The sequence below is a fragment of the Bacteroides sp. HF-4919 genome (genome assembly GCF_018860125.1).
Genome location: NZ_JAHKNF010000008.1, coordinates 114676 through 135816, shown reverse-complemented (window position 1 = coordinate 135816; position 21141 = coordinate 114676). Strand labels below are relative to the sequence as shown.

At 47.9% G+C, this 21141-nt stretch carries 13 protein-coding genes; 8 read left to right on the top strand and 5 right to left on the bottom strand.

All coding sequences use genetic code 11. The annotated features are described in order from the left end of the window. Positions 1 to 68: 68 nt before the first annotated feature. Together KO473_RS14810 and KO473_RS14805 are read right to left on the bottom strand one after the other, a co-directional pair. Positions 69 to 1385, bottom strand: a complete 1317-nt coding sequence (locus tag KO473_RS14810; protein WP_005821212.1) for an SLC45 family MFS transporter — start codon at positions 1383 to 1385, stop codon at positions 69 to 71. Between the two features lie 151 nt (positions 1386 to 1536). Next, complete coding sequence (locus tag KO473_RS14805; RefSeq protein WP_005780657.1) at positions 1537 to 2547, bottom strand: LacI family DNA-binding transcriptional regulator; 1011 nt, start codon at positions 2545 to 2547, stop codon at positions 1537 to 1539. Between the two features lie 490 nt (positions 2548 to 3037). Between KO473_RS14805 and KO473_RS14800 the strand changes: the two genes are divergently transcribed. From KO473_RS14800 to KO473_RS14785, 4 genes are all read left to right on the top strand, one after another. Continuing rightward, positions 3038 to 6046 carry a TonB-dependent receptor gene (locus KO473_RS14800; RefSeq protein ID WP_005821210.1) on the top strand — a complete coding sequence of 1003 codons (3009 nt, stop codon included), beginning with the start codon at positions 3038 to 3040 and terminating at the stop codon, positions 6044 to 6046. Between the two features lie 11 nt (positions 6047 to 6057). Next, positions 6058 to 7677, top strand: a complete 1620-nt coding sequence (locus KO473_RS14795; protein ID WP_005821209.1) for a RagB/SusD family nutrient uptake outer membrane protein — start codon at positions 6058 to 6060, stop codon at positions 7675 to 7677. A 34-nt stretch (positions 7678 to 7711) separates the two neighbouring features. Next, entirely contained in the window at positions 7712 to 9310 is a 1599-nt protein-coding gene (locus KO473_RS14790) for a SusF/SusE family outer membrane protein (RefSeq protein WP_005821207.1), read from the top strand. Positions 9311 to 9484: 174 nt separating this feature from the next. Then, a complete protein-coding gene (locus tag KO473_RS14785) occupies positions 9485 to 12343 on the top strand; it encodes an alpha-amylase family glycosyl hydrolase (RefSeq protein WP_122130176.1) in 2859 nt (952 codons plus the stop codon). A 109-nt stretch (positions 12344 to 12452) separates the two neighbouring features. On the opposite strand, the gene KO473_RS14780 is transcribed toward KO473_RS14785, so the two are convergent. Continuing rightward, the gene (locus tag KO473_RS14780; protein ID WP_032540164.1) at positions 12453 to 13979 is read right to left on the bottom strand and encodes a M48 family metallopeptidase; all 1527 of its coding nucleotides are present in this window, start codon (positions 13977 to 13979) and stop codon (positions 12453 to 12455) included. A gap of 202 nt (positions 13980 to 14181) precedes the next feature. Between KO473_RS14780 and KO473_RS23470 the strand changes: the two genes are divergently transcribed. Continuing rightward, positions 14182 to 15396 (top strand): hypothetical protein, encoded by a 1215-nt coding sequence (locus tag KO473_RS23470; protein WP_250716566.1) that lies wholly within the window; start codon positions 14182 to 14184, stop codon positions 15394 to 15396. After that, positions 15393 to 16553, top strand: a complete 1161-nt coding sequence (locus tag KO473_RS23465) for a HAMP domain-containing sensor histidine kinase (RefSeq protein WP_250716565.1) — start codon at positions 15393 to 15395, stop codon at positions 16551 to 16553. The genes KO473_RS23470 and KO473_RS23465 overlap by 4 nt, the downstream gene beginning before the upstream one ends. Here the strand turns inward: KO473_RS23465 and KO473_RS14770 are convergent. Then, positions 16513 to 17688 (bottom strand): peroxiredoxin, encoded by a 1176-nt coding sequence (locus KO473_RS14770; protein WP_250716564.1) that lies wholly within the window; start codon positions 17686 to 17688, stop codon positions 16513 to 16515. The genes KO473_RS23465 and KO473_RS14770 overlap by 41 nt on opposite strands. Before the next feature lie 286 nt (positions 17689 to 17974). Further along, a complete protein-coding gene (locus tag KO473_RS14765) occupies positions 17975 to 18226 on the bottom strand; it encodes a type B 50S ribosomal protein L31 (protein ID WP_005780644.1) in 252 nt (83 codons plus the stop codon). 362 nt (positions 18227 to 18588) lie between these two features. Here KO473_RS14765 and KO473_RS14760 point away from each other — a divergent pair, with 362 nt between their 5' ends. Next, the gene (locus KO473_RS14760) at positions 18589 to 19608 is read left to right on the top strand and encodes an endonuclease (protein WP_005780642.1); all 1020 of its coding nucleotides are present in this window, start codon (positions 18589 to 18591) and stop codon (positions 19606 to 19608) included. 179 nt (positions 19609 to 19787) lie between these two features. Further along, positions 19788 to 20792, top strand: a complete 1005-nt coding sequence (locus KO473_RS14755) for a class II fructose-bisphosphate aldolase (protein WP_005780641.1) — start codon at positions 19788 to 19790, stop codon at positions 20790 to 20792. The last annotated feature ends 349 nt before the right edge of the window (positions 20793 to 21141 follow it).

The window sequence follows — 21141 nt, the reverse complement described above, 5'->3', positions numbered from 1 at the left end:
AACTTTAAATCGCCTCTGTGTTACTCTGTGTCCTCTGTGGTGGGTTTCGACACACACTCCTCTTCCGCTTACTTTTCGTGATGCACCACCGTCTCTTTGATGAAATAGACGCAAACGGCTCCCACGATCAGCAGTACGCCCGCCAATACCAGCATGTTCACCTGATGTCCGCCGACAAGGTGGAGGATGCCTCCGCCGACGAGTGCCGCTACAATTTGCGGAACGCAGATGGTCCCGTTAAACAATCCCAGGTAAGCACCCATATTCTTGCCCGAAACAGAATTGGTCAGGATGGTGAACGGCAGGGCGAGCATGGCTGCCCAGGCGCATCCGATCAGCAGGTAGGAGGCAAACAACAGGTATTCGTTGTGGAAGAAGAGGGTGGATATAAATCCGACGCCACCCAGCACGAGGCTCAGTGCGTAGGCCTGCTTGCGTGCCTTGAACAGGGGGAGCACCACTGCCCAGATGACCGAGCCGATGGCCTGTACGGCAAACAGGACACCTACCCAGTTGCCCGCTTCCTGATAGCCTGCGCTCTGCACGTCGGTGGTGCCCCATACGGTGGCTGCGATGGCACCGTTGGTATACGTCCACATGTACATGAAGGCCGCCCAGCAGAAGAACTGTACCAGGCCTACCGTCCAGAATACTTTCGGGGCATGCTTCAGCAGAGAGATGAAGTCGGTTTTCTCTTTCTTTTCGTCGGCTGTGATACCGTGGAATTCTTCAAACTCTTTCGGGGGCATCTCTTTCACTTTTACCGTGGTGTAGATGACGCACAGGATCAGGATGGCGGCACCGATGTAGAACGAGTAAATCACCGAATCGGGTACCGTCCCCTTGCCCGCCGTATTGCTGATGCCGATAAACGTGAAGATGAACGGGAACAGATAACCTACCAGGCTGCCGGCATTGCATAGGAAGCTCTGGATGGAGTAGGCCAGTCCCTTCTGCTTCTCGTTTACCATGTCGCCCACCAGCATTTTGAAAGGCTGCATGGCCATGTTGATCGAAGTATCGAGGAACATCAGCGACACCAGTCCGAAGGTCATCGCCGTGCCCACTGCCATGCCGAAACTGCCTGCGTTGGGCAGCAGGCACATCACGAGCACCGCGATCAGAGAACCTACAAAAAGGTAAGGGATGCGCCGGCCGAAGCGTGTCCAGGTTTTGTCGCTTGCCGAACCGATGATGGGCTGTACGATGATTCCCGCTAACGGAGGGAGTATCCAGAAATAGCTCAGACTGTGCGGATCGGCGCCTAATGTAGCAAATATGCGGCTGATGTTGGCGCTTTGCAGTGCGTATGCAATCTGTACGCCGAAAAAACCAAAGCTGATGTTCCACAGCTTCCAAAAACTTAAGTCAGGTTTTACTTTCATGATATTTATGATAAATGATTTCGTTAGAAATGGATTCACCACGGAGGACACAGAGGGCACAGAGAAGATTTTCTCTTAAAATAATCCGACAAACAAGAGATTAAAACTCTGCATCCTCTGTGTCCTCCGTGTCCTCTGTGGTGAACCCGGTTTATTTCGTTGTTCCTCGTACCACCAGGTTGGTCCGCACGATTTTGTTGCTGCTTTTTCCTTCATCGTTTCCCTCCAGTTTTTCTATCAGCAGCTTGATGGCACTTTTGCCTACCTCCTCGCCGTGCTGCTCTACCGTGGTCAGTTTCGGGTCTGTGCTTTGGGCAATGGCTCCGTCTGTGAACCCGCAGATGGACACTTCGTCCGGCACTTTCCGTCCCACCAGTTTGCAGGAATAGAGGATGCCCGATGCCGTTTCGTCGTTGATGGCAAAGAAACCGTCCGGACGGTCGGGGCCTTCCAGCAGGGCGGGAGTAATGGCAATTGCTTTTTCGCGGGTATCACACAGCTTGATCATGCTCTGGTCTACCGGAATCCGGTACTTCTTCATGGCATCCAGATAACCGTTCCGCCGGTTCTTGGAGATTTCGAGGTGAGGGGCGGCGCTGTAAAAAAAGATGCGTTTGCATCCGGTCTGTATCATATACTCCACCGCCGCAAACGAGCCCGCGTAATCGTCCACCACCACCCGTTCGGTATTGATTCCGGTACAGATACGGTCGTAAAACACGATGGGGATATTATTGTCCAGCAACTCCTGGTAATGGTCGTATTGGGAGGTGTCTTTGGCCAGGGAAGTGATGACCCCGCAAACCCGTGCCGCGAGAAAAGAGTGGACGATTTTCACTTCCCGTTCATACTCTTCGTTGCTCTGTGCCACCAGGATGTTGTATCCGGCTTTTGCCGCCGTCTCCTCGATGCCGCTCAGCACACACGAAAAAAAGTGGTGCACGAGTTGTGGAATGATGACCCCGATGGTGTTGGAACGGCTCGTGCGCAGGTTCAGTGCCAATACATTAGGCTTATAATTATGTTCGCGCGCGTACTTATGTATAGCGTCCCTTGTTTCCTGGCTGATGTCGGGATTGTCCTTCAAGGCCCTCGATACGGTGGAGGGGGAGACTCCCAGTTCGCGGGCGATGTCTTTGATTGTGATTTGCGGTTTATTCATGGTTGATTGGTTTTGAAATTCACCACAGAGGACACAGAGGGCACAGAGTTTTTTTTTAGACATAAGAACCAAAGGACATACTATCCTTTATTTGTTTATCTGTTCTTTTGTCTGAAAACAAATAGAGCGCAGCTGATTAATCTCTGTGAAACTCTGTGTCCCTCTGTGGTGAACTCGATTCGTTTTTCACCCAAAGGTAAATGATTTTATATAAAAACAAAACCAATGTATTTACGGATTTGTTTAATATGATACAAAAATAGTGTAAAGGAGGCTAAAAAGTTCGGTGACAATGTGCTATAACCCCGCTTTTACGGTGCAATCGTTTGCGTAGTTGCGGGAGCGGATTTGTCGGACATTAAATAAGTGGCTGTTGCTTAATATACTATTTTTGCTACGTAATCAAGAACGGGAATGGAGTCGTTCATTCTCTATGTAAAGTTTAGAAATCATATTAATATTTATATTGTTAACTTTAATTTTTAAATGCATGAAGCAAGTTAATCTTAGAATCTGTCGTATGATTCTGCCCCTGTTGTTTGGGCTATTCTTGTCATTGAGCGCTTATGCACAGCAAGTCTCTGTCAAGGGACATGTGAAAGATTCAACGGGTGAACCCGTAATCGGCGCGAATGTGGTTGTGAAGGATAATTCTTCTATCGGTACGATTACCGATCTGAACGGAAACTTTGTTCTGAGTGTTCCTCAACATTCTACCCTCGTGATTTCTTTCATCGGTTACAAGCCGGTTGAAGTGAAAGCTGCTCCCAGTGTGACGGTAACCCTCCAAGATGACGCGGTGATGCTTCAGGAAGCGGTGGTGATCGGTTATGGTACCGTGAAGAAGAATGACGTGACCGGCTCGGTGATGGCAATCGATGCGGACAAGATGGTAAAAGGTATGGCTACTTCGGCTTCCGACCTGTTGGTGGGTAAGGCCGCAGGTGTCAGCGTGATTACCGACGGCGGCGCTCCGGGAGCCGGGGCTACGATCCGTGTGCGCGGAGGTTCGTCCATGTCGGCCAGCAACGACCCGCTGATCGTTATTGACGGGGTGCCTGTCGATAACACCGAAATCAAAGGTATGGGCAATCCGCTCTCTACCGTCCACCCCAATGACATCGAGACGTTTACGATTCTGAAAGATGCCTCTGCTACTGCTATTTACGGTTCGCGTGCCTCCAATGGTGTTATCATCATTACCACCAAGAAGGGACAGTCGGGACGCGTGAAGGTGGACTACAGCGGCACGTTCTCTATCAGTACGAAGTCGAATACGGTCGATGTGATGAAGGCAGACGATTTCCGTAATTTCGTGATCGAGAAGTTTGGCGAGAATAGTCTTCAGGCCAACGCTTTGGGCAAAACCTCTACCGACTGGCAGGATGAAATATTCCGCACGGCTTTCAGCACCGACCATAATGTAAGTGTATCCGGAGCCGTTCCGCATATGCCTTATCGTGTGTCTGTGGCGTATACAAACGAAAACGGTATCCTGAAGACTTCGAACATGCAACGTCTGACAGGTGCCATTAACCTGAACCCCAACTTCTTCGACAAGAAGCTCAACATCCAGCTGAATGTGAAGGGAGTGTACAACAAGAACCGTTTTGCCGACCGTGCAGCTATCGGTCTGGCTACCCAGTATGACCCCACACAGCCTGTCTATATGGAAGGCAACCCTTACGGAAACGGATACTTTATGTATATGAAGCAGGAGGGAGAGAAGGTTTCTCCGATTGATATCGGTCTGGCCAACCCTGTTGCCATGCTTGAAGAGAAAGATGACAAATCGACCGTTTACCGCAGTATCGGCAACGCGCAGATCGATTATAAATTCCACTTCTTGCCCGAACTGCGCGCTAACCTGAATTTAGGTTATGACGTATCGAAGAGTAAGGGTGACGTGATTATCGCCGACAATTCACCGCTGACTTACTGTACGGGTAATTTTAAAAGCGGTTTTGGTGAAAACAGCCATTATACACAGTTGAAGCGCAACACCTTGCTCGATTTCTACTTGAACTATACCAATACGTTCGGAGTCAACTACATCGACGTCATGGCAGGTTACTCCTGGCAGCATTTCTATAATTCGACTACCAACTCTTATCCCTACTCGGCCGCTTATGCAGAGAAGACCGGGGAAGAATTCTATAAGAAGGGGGATGACTATGCGAGCGAAAGCTACCTGGTTTCTTTCTTCGGACGTCTCAACTATACATTGTTGAACCGTTATCTGGTGACATTCACCTTGCGTAACGACGGTTCTTCACGTTTCAGCCCGGACAACCGCTGGGGATTGTTCCCGTCCGTAGCACTGGCGTGGAAACTGAACGAGGAGTCATTCCTGAAGAATGTGAACGCTATCTCGGACCTGAAGCTGCGTTTGGGCTATGGTGTGACCGGACAGCAGAACCTGGGTAACGGAGATTATCCGTATATGGCCCGCTATATGTACTCCAAGGCAGGTGCCAACTATTATTTCGGTGACACCGAATACTCTCTGATTGCTCCGCAACCTTACGACCAGAACCTGAAGTGGGAAGAAACCACTACCTGGAACGTAGGTATTGATTACGGTTTCCTGAATGGACGCATCACGGGTACAATCGACTATTACTTCCGTAAAACGAAGGACTTGCTGAACACCGTTACGGCTCCTGCCGGAACCAACTTCAGCAATCAACTGCTGACCAATGTAGGTACATTGGAGAACAAGGGTTTTGAATTCAGCATCAATGCCCATGCCGTTTCAACCAAAGACTGGAACTGGAACATCGGCTACAACATCTCTTACAATAAGAACAAGATCACCAAGATGACCTTCAACGACGACCCCAACTATGCCGGTGTCATCCATGGCGGTATCGACGGTGGTACAGGATACAACGCCCTGATCCACCGGGTAGGCGAGGCATTCAACTCCTTCTACGTGTTCGAGCAGATTTACGGTCCCGACGGTAAACCTATCGAAGGTGCTTATGTAGACCAGAATGGCGATAACCAGATTAACGACGCCGACCTGATCTGCTTCAAGAAAGCTGCTCCCGACGTGTTCATGGGGCTGACCTCACAACTTTCTTATAAAAACTGGGACTTTTCATTTGCTTTGCGCGGCAGCTTTGGTAACTATGTTTACAACAACGTACAGTCCAACCGTGAAGCATACGAAGGCGCCAATATGTATGACCAGACCGGATTCCTGAAGAACCGTCTGACCTCTGCCCGCAGCACCGACTTCAAGAACGCTCAATACCGTTCGAGCTATTACGTTCAGAATGCTTCGTTCGTGCGTATGGACAACATCTCTTTAGGGTATACGTTCAACAAGCTCTTCAATGATAAACAGAGTGCACGCGTATATGCTACGGTACAGAATCCGTTTGTCATCACTAAGTACAAGGGACTGGATCCGGAAATCAGTGGTGAAGGAATCGATAACAACATCTATCCTCGCCCCCGTGTATTCATGATCGGCCTTAATCTCAATTTTTAAATCTGTAAAACATGAAAACAATAAAATTTAAATATCTTCTTCCCTGTGCATTGCTGGGAATGATGTTAGGAGTAGCGTCTTGTGTAAACGACCTCGATACGGTTCCACTGGACAAAGACGAATTGGTTTCCGACGTTGTTTTCGGGAACGAGCCTTTAGCCTATGAACAGAGCCTTGCTAAGATTTATGCGGGTATGGCCATCGGTGGTAACAGCGGAGGTGACTCCGATCAGGATGTGGTAGGTATCGACGGCGGTAGCCAGGCTTCCTTCCTCCGTGTATTGTGGAATATGCAGGATCTGCCTTCGGACATCGCACACTGTGCATGGAACGACCCCGGTATCCCTGAATTCAACCACATCTCCTGGGGTGCATCCAGTCCGTGGATCAAGGGTTCATATTACCGCCTGTTCTATCAGATCAACGTAGCCAACGCCTATCTGCGCGAGACGACCGAAGATAAACTGGATGCCCGCGGTTGCGACGCTTCACTGAAAGCCTCGATCAAGACATGGCGTGCCGAAGCCCGTTTCCTGCGTGCACTGAGCTATGAGTATGCGCTCGACCTGTATCGCAATGTACCGTTTGTAGACGAAAACAGCCCGATCGGAAGCATTCCGCCGAAGCAGATCATAGCTGCCGACCTGTTCAACTGGATTGAGAAAGAGCTGACTGAGTGTGTGGAAGATATGTCGGAACCGACAGTGGGATACAGCCAGGACTACGGACATGCCAACAAGGCTGCCGCATGGGCACTCTTGTCACGCTTGTACCTCAATGCGGAGACTTACGTCGGCCTGAACAAATACACCGAATGTATCACGTATGCAAAGAAGGTGATCGAAGTGGGCTATCAGTTGGAACCTGTTTATGTGGATATGTTCAAGGCAGACAATCACTTGTCTAACGAAATGATCTTCCCTGTACGCTATGAAGGCGACCAGACGATGACCTGGGGTGGTATGACCGCTTTCTTATGTTGGGGGGCTACGGCAACTCAGGATGAAGTCAACGCCAAAGGAGCATGGCAGGGTGTGAGGGCAAAATCTTCACTCTACAACCTGTTCCTTAAAGAGAGCAGCAGCGATGCGGATACCCGTAAGGCAATGCTTCGTACCGATCTGACAACCAGTATTGAAATTATTGACGAAAATACATTCCAGAATAATGGTATTCCTGTTACCAAATACTTCAATGTGAACAAGGACGGAACGCTGCCTCCTTCTAAGGAAGCTTACGTTGACTTCCCGCTCTTCCGTCTGGGTGAGATCTACCTGACGTATGCGGAAGCTGTGCTCAGAGGCGGTCAGGGTGGCGACAGAGCTACTGCTCTCCGTTATGTGAACGATCTGCGTAAAAGAGCTTACAGTGATAAAACGCTGGCTCCTATCTCCGATTCCGATTTGACATTGAACTTCATCATTGACGAGCGGGGACGTGAATTCTTTTTCGAAGGACAACGCCGTACGGACCTGGTACGTTTCGGACTGTTTACTACTGCCGGTTATGTATGGCCCTGGAAGGGCGGCGCTGCTAAAGGTAAGGCTGTAGAGAACTTCTACAACGTGTTCCCGATTCCGTCAGACGATATCGGTTCTAACACCAATCTTAAGCAGAATGAAGGATACTAAAATCGAATGACCATTAAAAACAACGAATAAGATTATGAAAAAAATATATTTCTATACACTGTTGTTAGGGCTCCTGGCTTTTACGGCTTGCGAAGACGAGAAGTCGCCCGTCATGGAGTTGCAGAAAGCCTCTGCTTTTGAGCCTTTCTCTCAAAGCGACTTTACTTTCAACGATGAAAATGCTGCGGCGGAGTTTCCTGAGATTAAGTGGACGCCGGCGGACTATGGAGTGAAGGCAGTGGTGAACTATGACGTTACGCTGACGAATGACGCGAATGCGAAAACCGTTTTATTAGGTGAAACCGGGGCTACCGTCCTGAAGTTTACCAATGCACAGATGAACGCTATGATGGCCAAAGTGGGCGCTTATCCGGGACAGACTTATAACTTTACGATTACGCTGACTTCTAAAGCGTATGACGTGACAGCTGATCCGGCTTCGAACTCGATTACTTTCAAGGCTACTCCTTTTGATCCGAATGCGGTTGACTGGAAATTTGCTTATGTGGCCGTGGGTTATCCCGACTGGGACTATATGAATGCTTACCTCCTGGGCGACCCGGATGGCGACGGGGTATATCAGGGATATGCCAACTTTGACGCGGACGGCGCTTCGTATGCCATTGTGGACGGAAGTGATCTTACCAAGGTTCTGGCAAAGGACCTGACGGTTGCGAAAAAAGGATTTTACGGAATCAAGGTAGATGCCGGAGGTAAGGCAGAACAGAGCGGGCCCCTTGTATGGGGAGTGGTAGGAGACGCTACTTCCAGTGGTTGGGATAAAGATACGCAAATGGACTATGACGCCACCACCCGCTTATGGACGGTGACTACTCCGTTGCTTGACAAAGAGTTTAAATTCAGGTCGAACAATAGCTGGGATTCCGATAACTACGGAGCAGTGCCCGGTAAGGAGTCTGAGCTTGAAGGCGAACTGGTGGCAGGGCCTACTAACTTCAAGGTGCTGAAAGCCAGCCCGTACGTGATTACCCTGAATCTGACAAATGCCGGTAAATATTCTTATAGCATGGTGGAAACCACCGTTGAACTGTCCAGTGCGGAAATGGCGCTGCCGGGAAGCTATCAGGGATGGGACGCTACCAAAGAGGATTGCTACAAAGTAGTGTCTGCCGCCCGCGACTTTATCTATACCGGGACACACTATTTCGATGCCGATACCAAATTCAAGTTCTGGGATGCCGGAGTATGGATCGGTATAGTAGGCTCTATCAATTGGGATGGAGATAAGAACGTAGGGACATTTATTCTGAAACCCAGCGATGGCGATAACATCAAGATTGAAACAGCCGGTTACTATCGGGTAGGTGCCGATATGAAGAAGCTGACAGCTTCGTTGACCAAGACCGGATGGGAAGTGATCGGTGACGCCACGCCCGGTGGATGGGATAAAGGAACCTTGATGAATTATGATCCGGCAACCAAACTCTGGTCGGTGGATGTTGTTCTGGTGGCCGGTGAGATGAAGTTCAGATGGGATGGTGCATGGACTGTCAATCTGGGCGGCGCTCTGGGAGCACTGACTCAGGATGGTGACAATATGAAGGTGACAGCCGGAACTTATACCATTGTGTTGAATCCGGATGCCAAAACGGCTACCATGACTAAGAAATAATCCTGTATTTTTTACCACAGGTAATTTTCTCACCACAGAGAACACAGGGTAACACAGAGTATTCATGTCGATAATCAGTGACATAAAAATCGACTCTGTGTTACGCTGTACCCTCTGTGGTGAATTTTTATATATCCCTCTCTTCTTTTTATATACAATAATACCTTTTAATCTATGAAATATTTATCTTTTCCGTTTCTGCTTCTCCTGCTTCCGCTGATTGGTTTCGGTTGTTCGTCGGATGAAGAAGAAACCGATTCTCTGATCCTTTCGTCTGATAGTGAAACTTATTTTGAGCAAGGCATTGACTTTCCCGCTGTTTCGGGAACACGGACTTTGTCGTTCTCGGCAGGGCGTCCGTGGCGGATCTCGCTGACCGGTGCGGATACACGTACGGCGGCAGACTGGTGTACGGTGACCCCGTCTTCGGGTGGGGCGGGCGACGCTTCCGTCACTGTCAGTACACAGGAAAACACCGGTTATGACAGCCGGAGCGTGAAACTGACCTTGGTGACAGGAGGAATTGAAAAGAGCTTTACCGTTTCACAAAAGCAGAAAGATGCGCTGACACTGACGGCCTCCCGCTTCGAAATAGGCAAAGAAGGAGGAAATGTGCAGGTGGAAGTAAAAGCCAATATCGCATTTGAGGTCGAAATCCCGGAAGCGGACCGTAGTTGGATTTCTCAGGTCAATACCCGCGGGTTGGTGTCTGCAAACCTGACTTTTGCGGTGGCTCCCAATCAGGGGCCGGCCGGGCGTGAAGGAGAGATTGTGATCAGGAGCGGCAGCCTTTCGGAAAAGCTCCGGATCACACAGGAGGGGAGCTGTGACGACGGGCTGAGTTTCCGGCCCGGGGCTCCGGATGCCGATCTCCCACTGACCCTGTACTTTAAAGCAACGAAGGATTCTCCGCTTTATGACTATACGGGTGATGTTTATGTACATGCGGGAGTGGTGTCGGAAGGGAGCTGGATGCATGTGCCTGTGGACTGGAATACCAATGTGGACAAATGCAAAATGAACCGGGTGGCAGATAATATCTGGAGCATTAAGCTGGAGCCTTCGATACGCCAATGGTTCGGTTCGGGCGAGACTCCGGTCCGGCAGCTGGGCATCGTCATCCGCAGTGCCGACGGCAGCAAAAAGGGACTGGACGGGGACTCGTTTGTCACTGTTACCGATCGTTTGTACAAACCTTTTGAGCCGGCGGCTGTCAAATATGCCTCCATGCCCGGCGGTTTGCAGGAAGGCATCAATCCGGTGGACCCGTCGACTGTCACACTGGTGCTGTATGATAAAGACAAAAAGGGAGGACATAAGGACTTTGCACATGTCGTGGGCGACTTTAATGACTGGAAGCTGAGCAATGAAAGCAACAGCCAGATGAACCGGGATGACGCTGCGGGGTGCTGGTGGATTACGCTGACCGGACTTCAGCCCGCCCGTGAATATGCTTTTCAGTATTATGTAGGTACGAGGGAAGGGGAGACCCTTCGTCTGGCCGATGCTTACAGCCGTAAGATACTCGATCCGGATAATGATAAATACATTTCCTCTTCTACCTATCCCGATGCGAAAGAGTATCCTTCGGGGGCTGTCGGCATTGCTTCTGTGTTCAAGATACGGGAGGATGCTTATAACTGGAAGGTCAAAAACTTCCGGATACCCGATAAAGAGAACCTGATGATCTACGAACTGTTGTTGCGCGACTTCACTGCTACAGGCGACCTGAACGGGGCGATGGAGAAGATAGGGTATCTGAAAAGTCTGGGCTTCAATGCCGTCGAGCTGATGCCGGTGCAGGAGTTCGACGGAAACGACAGTTGGGGATACAATCCTTGTTTCTATTTCGCTCTGGACAAGGCTTACGGTACGGACCGCATGTATAAGGCTTTCATCGATAAATGCCACGAAGCGGGTATGGCTGTCCTTTTTGATGTTGTCTACAACCATGCCAGTGGTTCGCATCCTTTTGCCCGTTTGTATTGGGATACCAAAAACAACCGTACGGCAGCCGATAACCCCTGGTTTAATGTGAAAGAGCCCCATCCTTACGGTGTCTTCCACGATTTCAACCATGAATCGCCCTTGGTGCGTGCATTTGTAAAACGGAATCTGAAGTTCCTGCTGGAAGAGTATCACATCGATGGTTTCCGTTTCGACATGACGAAAGGGTTCACGCAGAACAGCAGTACGGAGGCCACCGCCGGAAAATATGATGCTTCGCGTATTGCCATCCTGAAAGATTATAACGGGGCAATTCGTGAAGTGAATCCGCAGGCTGTCGTCATCCTTGAGCATTTCTGTGACGAAAAAGAGGAGAGCGAGTTGGCGGAAGAAGGCATGCAGCTTTGGCGCAACCTGAACAATGCTTATTGCCAGTCGGCAATGGGCTATCAGTCGGACAGTGATTTTACTCCGTTGGTCACTTTCGGAACTACCATGCCCTACGGAGGATGGGTTGGTTTTATGGAAAGCCATGACGAAGAGCGGACAGCCTTCAAGCAGATTGCTTACAGCGGGGAGCCTTTAAAATCGGATCTGAATGCCCGTATGAAACAGCTTGCCACGAATGCTTCATTCTTTTTCACGGCACCCGGGCCTAAGATGGTCTGGCAGTTTGGTGAAATGGGATATGATGTATCGATTGAAGAGGGAGGGCGGACCGGTAAGAAACCCCTGCATTGGGAATATCTGGATAATGGAGCCCGGAAAGAATTGTGTGATACGTACGCAAAGCTGTTGAGACTGCGGCGGGAACATGCTGAACTCTTTGATCCCGGAGCCACGTTCTCCTGGCTGGTGAAGACGGCCAACTGGACCGGAGGACGTTTTCTCACCCTCGAGGCAGCCAACGGCAAGAAGTTGGTGGTGGTGGGCAATTTCACCGCTAAGCCGATAGAGGCAATCACTACCTTCCCGGCAACGGGAGTCTGGACGGAGTATCTGAATGGTACGAAACTCCATGTGACCTCGATGCAGACCGGCCTGACGATACCTGCCCATGGATGTCGCGTCTATACTAACTTCTGATTATAAAAAGGGCTACACCCTCTGTTCCGGAAGGTGTAGCCATACACAGCAAAGGGTGTAGCCACGGCGGTCGGATGGCTACACCCTTTGAAATATTGGTGACTGGGCTTTACAGCAGGCTGATCTTCGACAGCATCTTCTCTGCCCAGTTCATCTCTTCACCGATCCATCCGGATTCTTCCGAACCGAGCGCGTTCTGCTGTTGGTATTGCATCAGCAGATCCCTGTATTCCTTCAGCTTATCGGCAGCCTTTACCTGTTTGTTCATGCGCATCAGCAGCAGGATCTCCTGTTTGTTGATGTCCAGGTTGCGGGCGGTAGCGATCTCTTTGGCTTTCTCCAGCAGTTTCAGGCAGGATTCATTGCTTTCGGGAGTGTTTTCCTGTGCCATGCGTGCTTTCACCAGAATTACGTAATCGTGGTCCGAAGCCACCTTGTTGTCTATGTTCTTGCATACAAGCTGTTCGGCCATTTTGTAGCGTTTGTCTCCCTGGTACATGGCTGCGTTGAACGTCACGATATCCGATGTCGCTTTCTGATAAGCATGGCTGTGGATGCTTTCTTTTTCTCCCAGTTTGGCAAGTCGTTCTTTCAGTCGTGCATAGCTGTCATATCGTGTCAGGTTGTTGTAACGGTGCGTTGAACCATAGAAATCTTTTATTTTTGCGATAGCCGAAGATAATGCATCGGGGTTCAATCCTTTGAACGCCAGATAGTCTCTTGCAATCCGGTCGGCCTGTATCTCTTGTTTGCTGTTGTAATCCATTCCCAGGCGGTTTACTGTCCGTACGTTGACCAATGCCGCAATGGTTCCGATGCTGGCGGCCAGTTCAATGGCGCCCACCCGTTCGTCGTATCCGTACATCCAGTTGGTGTCATCGGCCGCCATGGCTACCGTACCGAGCACGTCTGCCCAGAAAGCGGCACGTTTGGCACGGGTTTCGGCACGTGACACGTTGTTCACCTGATGATCGAGGATGAAGTGAACCATTTCGTTGGCAATGACGGCTTCCAGTTCCTCTTCGGAGTCGAGTGTGCACAGTAAACCGGTACTTACCAGCATAGCGCCGTTGGGCAACATATAAGCATCCGGTTCGGGCGACTGGATGATGCGTACATTCAGGCGTTCCGGACGTTTGGAATCCACCTCTCCCGGATTGACTTTGGCAAAAATGGCTTGTACGTAATCCTCGATGTAAGCGTCTTTATAACTGATTTCGTTTAATTTGTCCAGATAGTCCAGGCACTCCTCGTCCAGCTCTTGCCGCATGTCATAGCGGTATCCTTTCCGGTCGTAGTAATCGTACATGCCTTGTGACAGGTAAATCCCCTGCCAGTACTCAAGGACCGTTTCCGGTTTCAACCGGATGATTTTGTTGGCTTCTTCCTCTCCGATAGGATATTGCAGTCCGTCGATTTCCACTCCGTAAGTGATGCCCACCGCATCGTTGGGTGAAATTCTCATCTTTCGCACTCCGCGTATGACGACCGGAGTCCCTTTTGAGTAGTTTTGATATTTCTCCGTCAATTCGCCTTTCAGCGCGATAGGACCGCTGAGATTATCCCCTTTTCCACTTCTGGCATACAGGATGCACGATGTCAGAACAAGCACAAACAGAATAGCAAGTCGTTTCATAGTCGTATCTTTTTTAGTAAATTTATTATTTAGATGTTACGAAGATACAAAAGAAGTTCCCTCTGTCACAGCTTTTTTCCCTATTGTGCAATAGGATTTTCCCTATAAAGAATGTGCCTCTTTGTATTTATATATAAATAATATAGTCTATATTTGTAGTTTTTAAAATTGAAAGGGAAAACAAACGTCAGCAAGGGTCTTAATGAAACGTTCCAGAATTCTATACATCGCCGTTATCGGCTTTCTTCTGATTTTAACAGCCGGTTGGGTGTATTCTGCACAAAGTCGGCGGACGGAACAGAGGAAGAAGAATATACAACTGAATATACAATTGGTTTATTCGTTTGCCGCGGATGATATAGGGTATGGTAAGTTCCGGCAGAATCTGGAAGACGAGTTGAAGGAAAGGGGATTTGTTCCACGGATTACAGAATTTTATCTTAATTGTGAATTCTATAGAGAGCAGGAAGAGGTGGAACGTATGCGCGATTATCTCAACACAGTTGGCGAAGATAGTGTGGATATGCTGCTGGTTGTGGGAGATCAGGCTGCTTATTCGGTCTTGAAGTCGGCACACCCTTTACTGTGGAAGCATCCTGTGGTGCTGAGTAATATTCATTTTCCCAACGAGGGGCAGTTGAAGCAATATGCGGATGCTCCGGTATATTTGCTTTCCGACGAACCCGATTTCAAGTCGAACATCGAATTTATGAAACGGTTGTTTGACCGTGACAATATCACTGTGGTCTATAATCAGGATCTGACTTTTCTGGGAAAATGTTCAATGAAGAAGTTACTGGATGATACGGATAAAAAGAATATTGTGATGTGGAGAAGACAGAACGGTATTTTCAGTTTAAACATCTATCAGTCACTGTATGATATGGCCCAAAAGGAAAATCTGACCATACAGGACTATTTTCCTCAAAATAAAGAACCCCGGGATTTTACGATAAGAATGTTCCCTTTCCGCTATATGGCAGGATTGGTTCTGCTCGGGATCACCTCCATGCCCGAAGAACGGCAGTACGATACGGCTTTCTTGCTGGATAAATGGGATGTCTCTACCATGCCTGTTTCCCGTACGCTGAATATTCCTTCATTCAGTTGCATCCGTGAGGGTTTTAACGAAAATATCGGCATTGTGGGTGGATATATGGCTACCGATGAAATATCGGCAGAAGCCGTAGCTTCTTTGGTAGAAGGCCTTTGGTCGGGGAATGGTGCCAAAGAGCCTAAACGCCGGGAGCTTGCCAAGGAATATGTATTGGACTGGACCCCCTTTTCTGCTTTTAAGGTTTTCGACGTGGGCACGGTGCCGGAGAATGTAAAGATACTCAATCGGCCTTTCTACGATAAATATCGCCGGGAAATGTATGCTTCCGGGGTTATTTTGTCTGCCTGTTTGTTGGCTTGATCGTTGCCCTGCTGCGCATCCGGCGCAAAGTCCGTCGTGAACATGAAGATATACAGGCTTTGAAGAGCGCACACGAGCATTTGTCTCTTTCCACCTCGGGAGGAAATATCTCTTTGTGGTATATACGCAGGGGAGAGCTGAATCTGGACGAGAACTTTGTACAACTCACCGGTATCAAGTGCCGGCGCTATGCTTTCAGGCAATTCTTAAAGTATCTGCATCCCGATGACATGCAGTGCATTGAGAAATTATTCAGGGAGACGAGAGAGTTGCAGGTGATGGCTCTGCAGCGGCTGCGGTTCTGCTTTGATGAGGCGAAAGGGTACGAGTGGTTTGAATGCCGTTGCGACAGCCTGAAGGATAATCAGGGAGAATTGGTGATAGCAGGTGTCATACAGAATGTACAGGAACTGGTACGAAGGGAGGACGAACTGATCAAGGCGAAAGAGATTGCGGAAAACGCTGAACTGAAGCAGTCGTTCCTGGCTAATATGAGCCATGAAATACGTACACCGCTAAATGCCATCGTCGGCTTCACCAACATCCTGGTAGACGAGACGGCCGGGGAGCTTGACGAGGAGGAGAAGAAGGATATGATCGGAATTGTGAATCATAACAGTGAGTTGTTGCTCAAGCTGATCAGTGATGTGCTGGATATTTCGCGACTGGACTCCAATAATCAGGAATTTGTCATAGAACGGTATGACCTGGCGAAGATTGTTTCTGAAATTTATCGTACCCATCAGGTGATCATCCATCCTCCTGTAGAGTTCCGGTTGAAGATGGACGATAGCTGGACTGTGTATGTGGCAGTGGATAAGCTCCGCCTGATACAGGTCATTTCCAACTTCCTCAGCAATGCGAACAAGTTTACTGCGGAGGGTAGCATTACGCTGGGATGTGAAGTGGATCCCGGGCGGGCCGAAGTAGGCATTTATGTGGAAGATACCGGCAAAGGGATCGACACCGGACACCTGAACGCCATTTTCGACCGTTTTTATAAAGCGGATGAATTTGCGCAGGGCACCGGATTGGGATTGTCTATCTGCAAGGTGATTGCCACACGGCTGTCCGGACGTGTCGAAGTGCAGTCTCAGGTCGGAAAAGGCAGTCGTTTTACTCTCGTGCTTCCGTTAATGAGGAATTCGGAAGGATGATTTCCATAATCTCTTCTTCCATATGGAAGCGGTGTATGGCATAGCCTTTCCAGCATTCTTCTATCCGGCCATTCGGCGCTATCAAGATAAAAAATGGTATGGATTTTACTCCGTAACGAGCTGCAATGCCTGCCAGTCCCTGCCCGTCGCTGAGGTTGTACCATAGAAAATCCCGGCTACCCTTTTCCCAACTTTCACGACTGCCTACATTTATACTGATAATCGCCAGTTTGTCCGGACACGAAGATGCCAGTTCTTTTAATCCGGAAACAGATTTTACGCAAGGTGCGCAATATTGATCCCAGAAATCCAGTAGAATGTATTTGTTTTTATTCAGGTAATCTGACAGTTTGCAGGAATTTCCTTCCAAGTCGGTCAGTTCTGCATCGATGTATTGATCCCCCCTTTCGGGTGCTTTGTTAGGGTAAAAACAAGATTTGATTAATTTCCCATAATAGGTTTGTTTTTGTTTTCCTGTTAGTTTGGCATAGGTCTCTTTCCCTGTGCGGAGATGTTCCGGGCTTGTCATCCAGGAGGCATAAGCACTCGTTAAAAACAGCCACACTAAGCCGACATCTGTCAATTGCGGCTGTTCATGCAGATTGTAGAGTATACGAATCTGTCCGGGTAAATTATTCTGTATCATCTGGCTCGATAGTATCCGGATGCTGTCCGGCGAAAGAGATTTATCCCATAATTGCCTGCTGTTCATCCGGCTCGTCATTACCATGTTGTTCTTTCCCTTCAATTGCCGGTATAAATCTTCTTCCGATTGTTGTGGCATATTGTTCTTCACAATCCATGTTTCGGGTACTTCCGAATTGGCGGATATCCTTATCGTATCATCACCGACCCACAAACGCAGGCCAAGTGTGCCGATTGCTTTCTCCGTTCCATACAGGTAGATGAGATCCGGTGTTTTCTTTCTTTCTCCTTCCAGGTGGAAGGTACCGTTGTGGACAACATCGGATGTGAAACAAAAGGTCGGGCCCATTCCGTTCCAATGTCCCAGATAAAGAATGGAGCCGTCCGGGATATATCCATTCGTTTGCCCTTCGATAACGAAATGTTGTGCATTCATATTCCAGAAAGAAAGACAAAACAAAAATAAAAGCCATACTCGTTGATATTTCATAGTTACTCCCTCCTCCGTTTTTGGGTTGTGATTATCCGGTTACTCTCGTCCGGCTCCACTCTCTTTCAGTCTCTTTGTTACTTAAGGGGGGAGGGGGAATTGGGTAACTTTTGTTCGTTGGGACAAATTAACTAAATGTTTTAGTTGTGTGACGTGTTTTGATAGTTAATAAACTAAAACAGGTCGTTGTTTGGATAATTATCCTTGAAAGGTAGCTAACGGGCAAAAAAATAAGCTGCCTCCTTTGCGGAGGCAGCTTATTTTTATCAATCGGAAGTCCGTTTGATTATTTCTTACGGTTACCGTAACGGCTCATGAACTTGTCAACACGTCCGGCTGTATCTACCAATGTAGATTTACCTGTGTAGAACGGGTGAGAAGTGCTTGAGATTTCGACTTTCAGCAACGGATAAGTTTCACCTTCGAATTCGATGGTCTCTTTAGTTGCCACAGTTGATTTAGACAAAAACATATCACCGTTTGACATATCTTTGAATACTACCGGACGGTATGATTCAGGATGAAGACCTTTTTTCATTTCAATATTTGTTTTTTAAATTATTATATCGTTTACTATTTGGTAAGAATAGTGTAATGGTCATTTTTCAGAGTGCAAAGATAATGCTTTTTTGTTTCTTAGGAAAAAAGTTTCGGAAAAAAAGTCGTATTCTCGCTTTTTTTTAAGACTTTTGCAGGGTTGACGGAGAAAATCCGTTGGTTTAAAGTCAAGGTCCCGCTGGTTTGAAATCCCAAAAGGACATTAAATAGTTAAGAAATGAACTAAATTCACCACAGGGCAACACAGAGTTTTATAGAGATTTTTTCTTCTTTCCAATATCCTGATAACAAGAACTTAAGGCTCTGTGTTGCTCTGTGGTGAATCAAACTTAAAACAAAATTATGAAGAAACTGATTATTGCATTCGGCTTTTTAGTGTTGCTGTCTGTCGGTGTCCGTGCGCAGGAGCACAAAGACGGGCTGTACAGCGTTGCCTTTTACAATCTTGAAAACCTGTTTGATACCATTCACGATGCCGGAAAAAACGATTATGAATATCTGCCGGATGCTGCTAAGGGATGGAACTCGGAGAAGTATCACTCCAAACTGAAAAAACTGTCCAAAGTGCTGGGTGAACTATCGCGCGATAAAGTACCTGCCGGACCTGCCGCCATTGGGGTGGCCGAGGTTGAAAACCGGAATGTACTTGAAGACCTGATTCGCCAACCGGAAATGGCTGCGGGAGGTTATCGCTACATACATTACGAAGGACCCGATAAACGGGGAATCGACTGTGCGTTGCTGTATGATCCCAAACAGTTTACTCCCCGTACGACGGCATTGGTTCTTTCCACTCCGTTCGAAGGAGATACGATTCACAAGACCCGTGGATTCCTGATCGTCGGTGGTGAACTGGCAGGCGATAAGGTATGTATGATTGTAAACCATTGGCCATCCCGTGGGGCGGAAGAGCCTGTGCGTATGCATGCCGCCATGCAGGTGAAGGCATTGAAGGATTCGTTAATGCGTTCGGACAAAGACCTGAAACTGATTATTATGGGCGATCTTAACGACGACCCGATGGATCAGAGCCTTGCCGTGCTGGGAGCTAAGAAACACGTCGAAGATATGACGGAGGATGACCTCTATAATCCTTGGTGGGTGACGCTGGAAGATAAAGGAGTCGGCACTTTGCTGTATCGCGGCAAATGGAATCTGTTCGATCAGATTATTATTTCACCCAGTCTGCTTCAGGCTGCAAAAGGACTGAAATATGATCATAACGAAGTCTTTCTGCGTGAATACCTGTTCCAGCAGGAGGGCAGATACAAGGGTTCACCGTTGCGCACCTACGGCGGTAAGGTATGGTTGGACGGTTACAGTGACCACTTGCCTACCATAATATATATGAGGAAACAATAAAACCCTTTATTTGCCACGTAGACATTACAAACGGCTCTTAAAGGATGGGAAATAAATTGAAATAGGATTGAATTGCACCCGTCGGGCGGATATTTCCGTCCGACGGTTTCTCTATTCAAAGGATTATTCTTACTTTTGCGTAGAATTTTTGATTCACTAACAATAAACTTTTAAACAAAATGGTTAATTACAAAGATTTAGGTCTGGTAAACACTAGAGATATGTTTGCTAAGGCTATCAAGGGTGGATATGCAATCCCTGCATTCAACTTCAACAATATGGAACAGATGCAGGCTATCATCAAGGCTGCTGTAGAAACTAAGTCTCCGGTTATTTTGCAGGTATCAAAAGGTGCTCGTCAGTATGCTAACGCTACACTGTTGCGTTACATGGCTCAGGGTGCTGTAGAATATGCAAAAGAATTGGGCTGCAAAAAACCTGAAATCGTTTTGCACCTCGACCACGGAGATACTTTCGAAACTTGCAAAAGCTGTATCGACTCAGGCTTCTCTTCTGTAATGATCGACGGTTCTCACCTTCCTTATGATGAAAACGTTGCTCTGACTAAGAAAGTTGTTGACTACGCTCACCAGTTCGATGTAACTGTAGAAGGTGAACTCGGCGTATTGGCCGGTGTAGAAGATGAAGTTTCTTCAGACCACCACACATATACTGAACCGGATGAAGTAGTTGATTTCGTAACTAAAACAGGTTGCGATTCATTGGCTATCTCTATCGGTACTTCTCACGGTGCTTATAAATTTACTCCGGAACAGTGCCACATCGATCCGAAAACTGGCCGTATGGTTCCTCCTCCGTTGGCATTCAACGTATTGGATGGCGTAATGAAAGAACTTCCGGGATTCCCTATCGTTCTTCACGGATCATCTTCAGTTCCTGAAGAAGAAGTTGCAACCATTAACCAATTTGGTGGTGCGCTGAAAGCTGCTATCGGTATTCCTGAAGACGAGTTGCGTAAAGCTGCTGCTTCTGCTGTTTGCAAAATCAACATCGACTCAGACTCTCGTTTGGCTATGACTGCTGCTATCCGTAAGGTATTTGCAGAAAAACCGGCTGAGTTCGACCCACGTAAATACCTGGGACCGGCTCGCGACAACATGGAAAAACTCTACAAGCACAAAATCATCAATGTGCTGGGTTCAGACAATAAGTTGGCTGAATAAAAAAACATGATGTTGTTCATGTTTATTTAATTTACATTTTTGGAAGGCCACTCAAGCGATTGAGTGGCTTTTTTTAGGCCGGTCCGAAAATCCGGTTGCCATCCGGTTCGGGTTTTGATTCACTACGAAGGGGTACAGAAGGCACAGAGTTTTCATCTTTTGTTTATGAAAGGTTCCGGAGAGAAATTCTCTTCTGTGAGACGTTATTCTCTTCTGTGGTGAATAATCAGATCCACCGGGTTTTCGGGACTGGCTTATCAAAGTTTTACATGCCGGGATAAATGGTTTTACGTACCGGGGTAAATGGTTTTACATGCCGGGATAAAAGCCTTTACATACCGGAGATAAT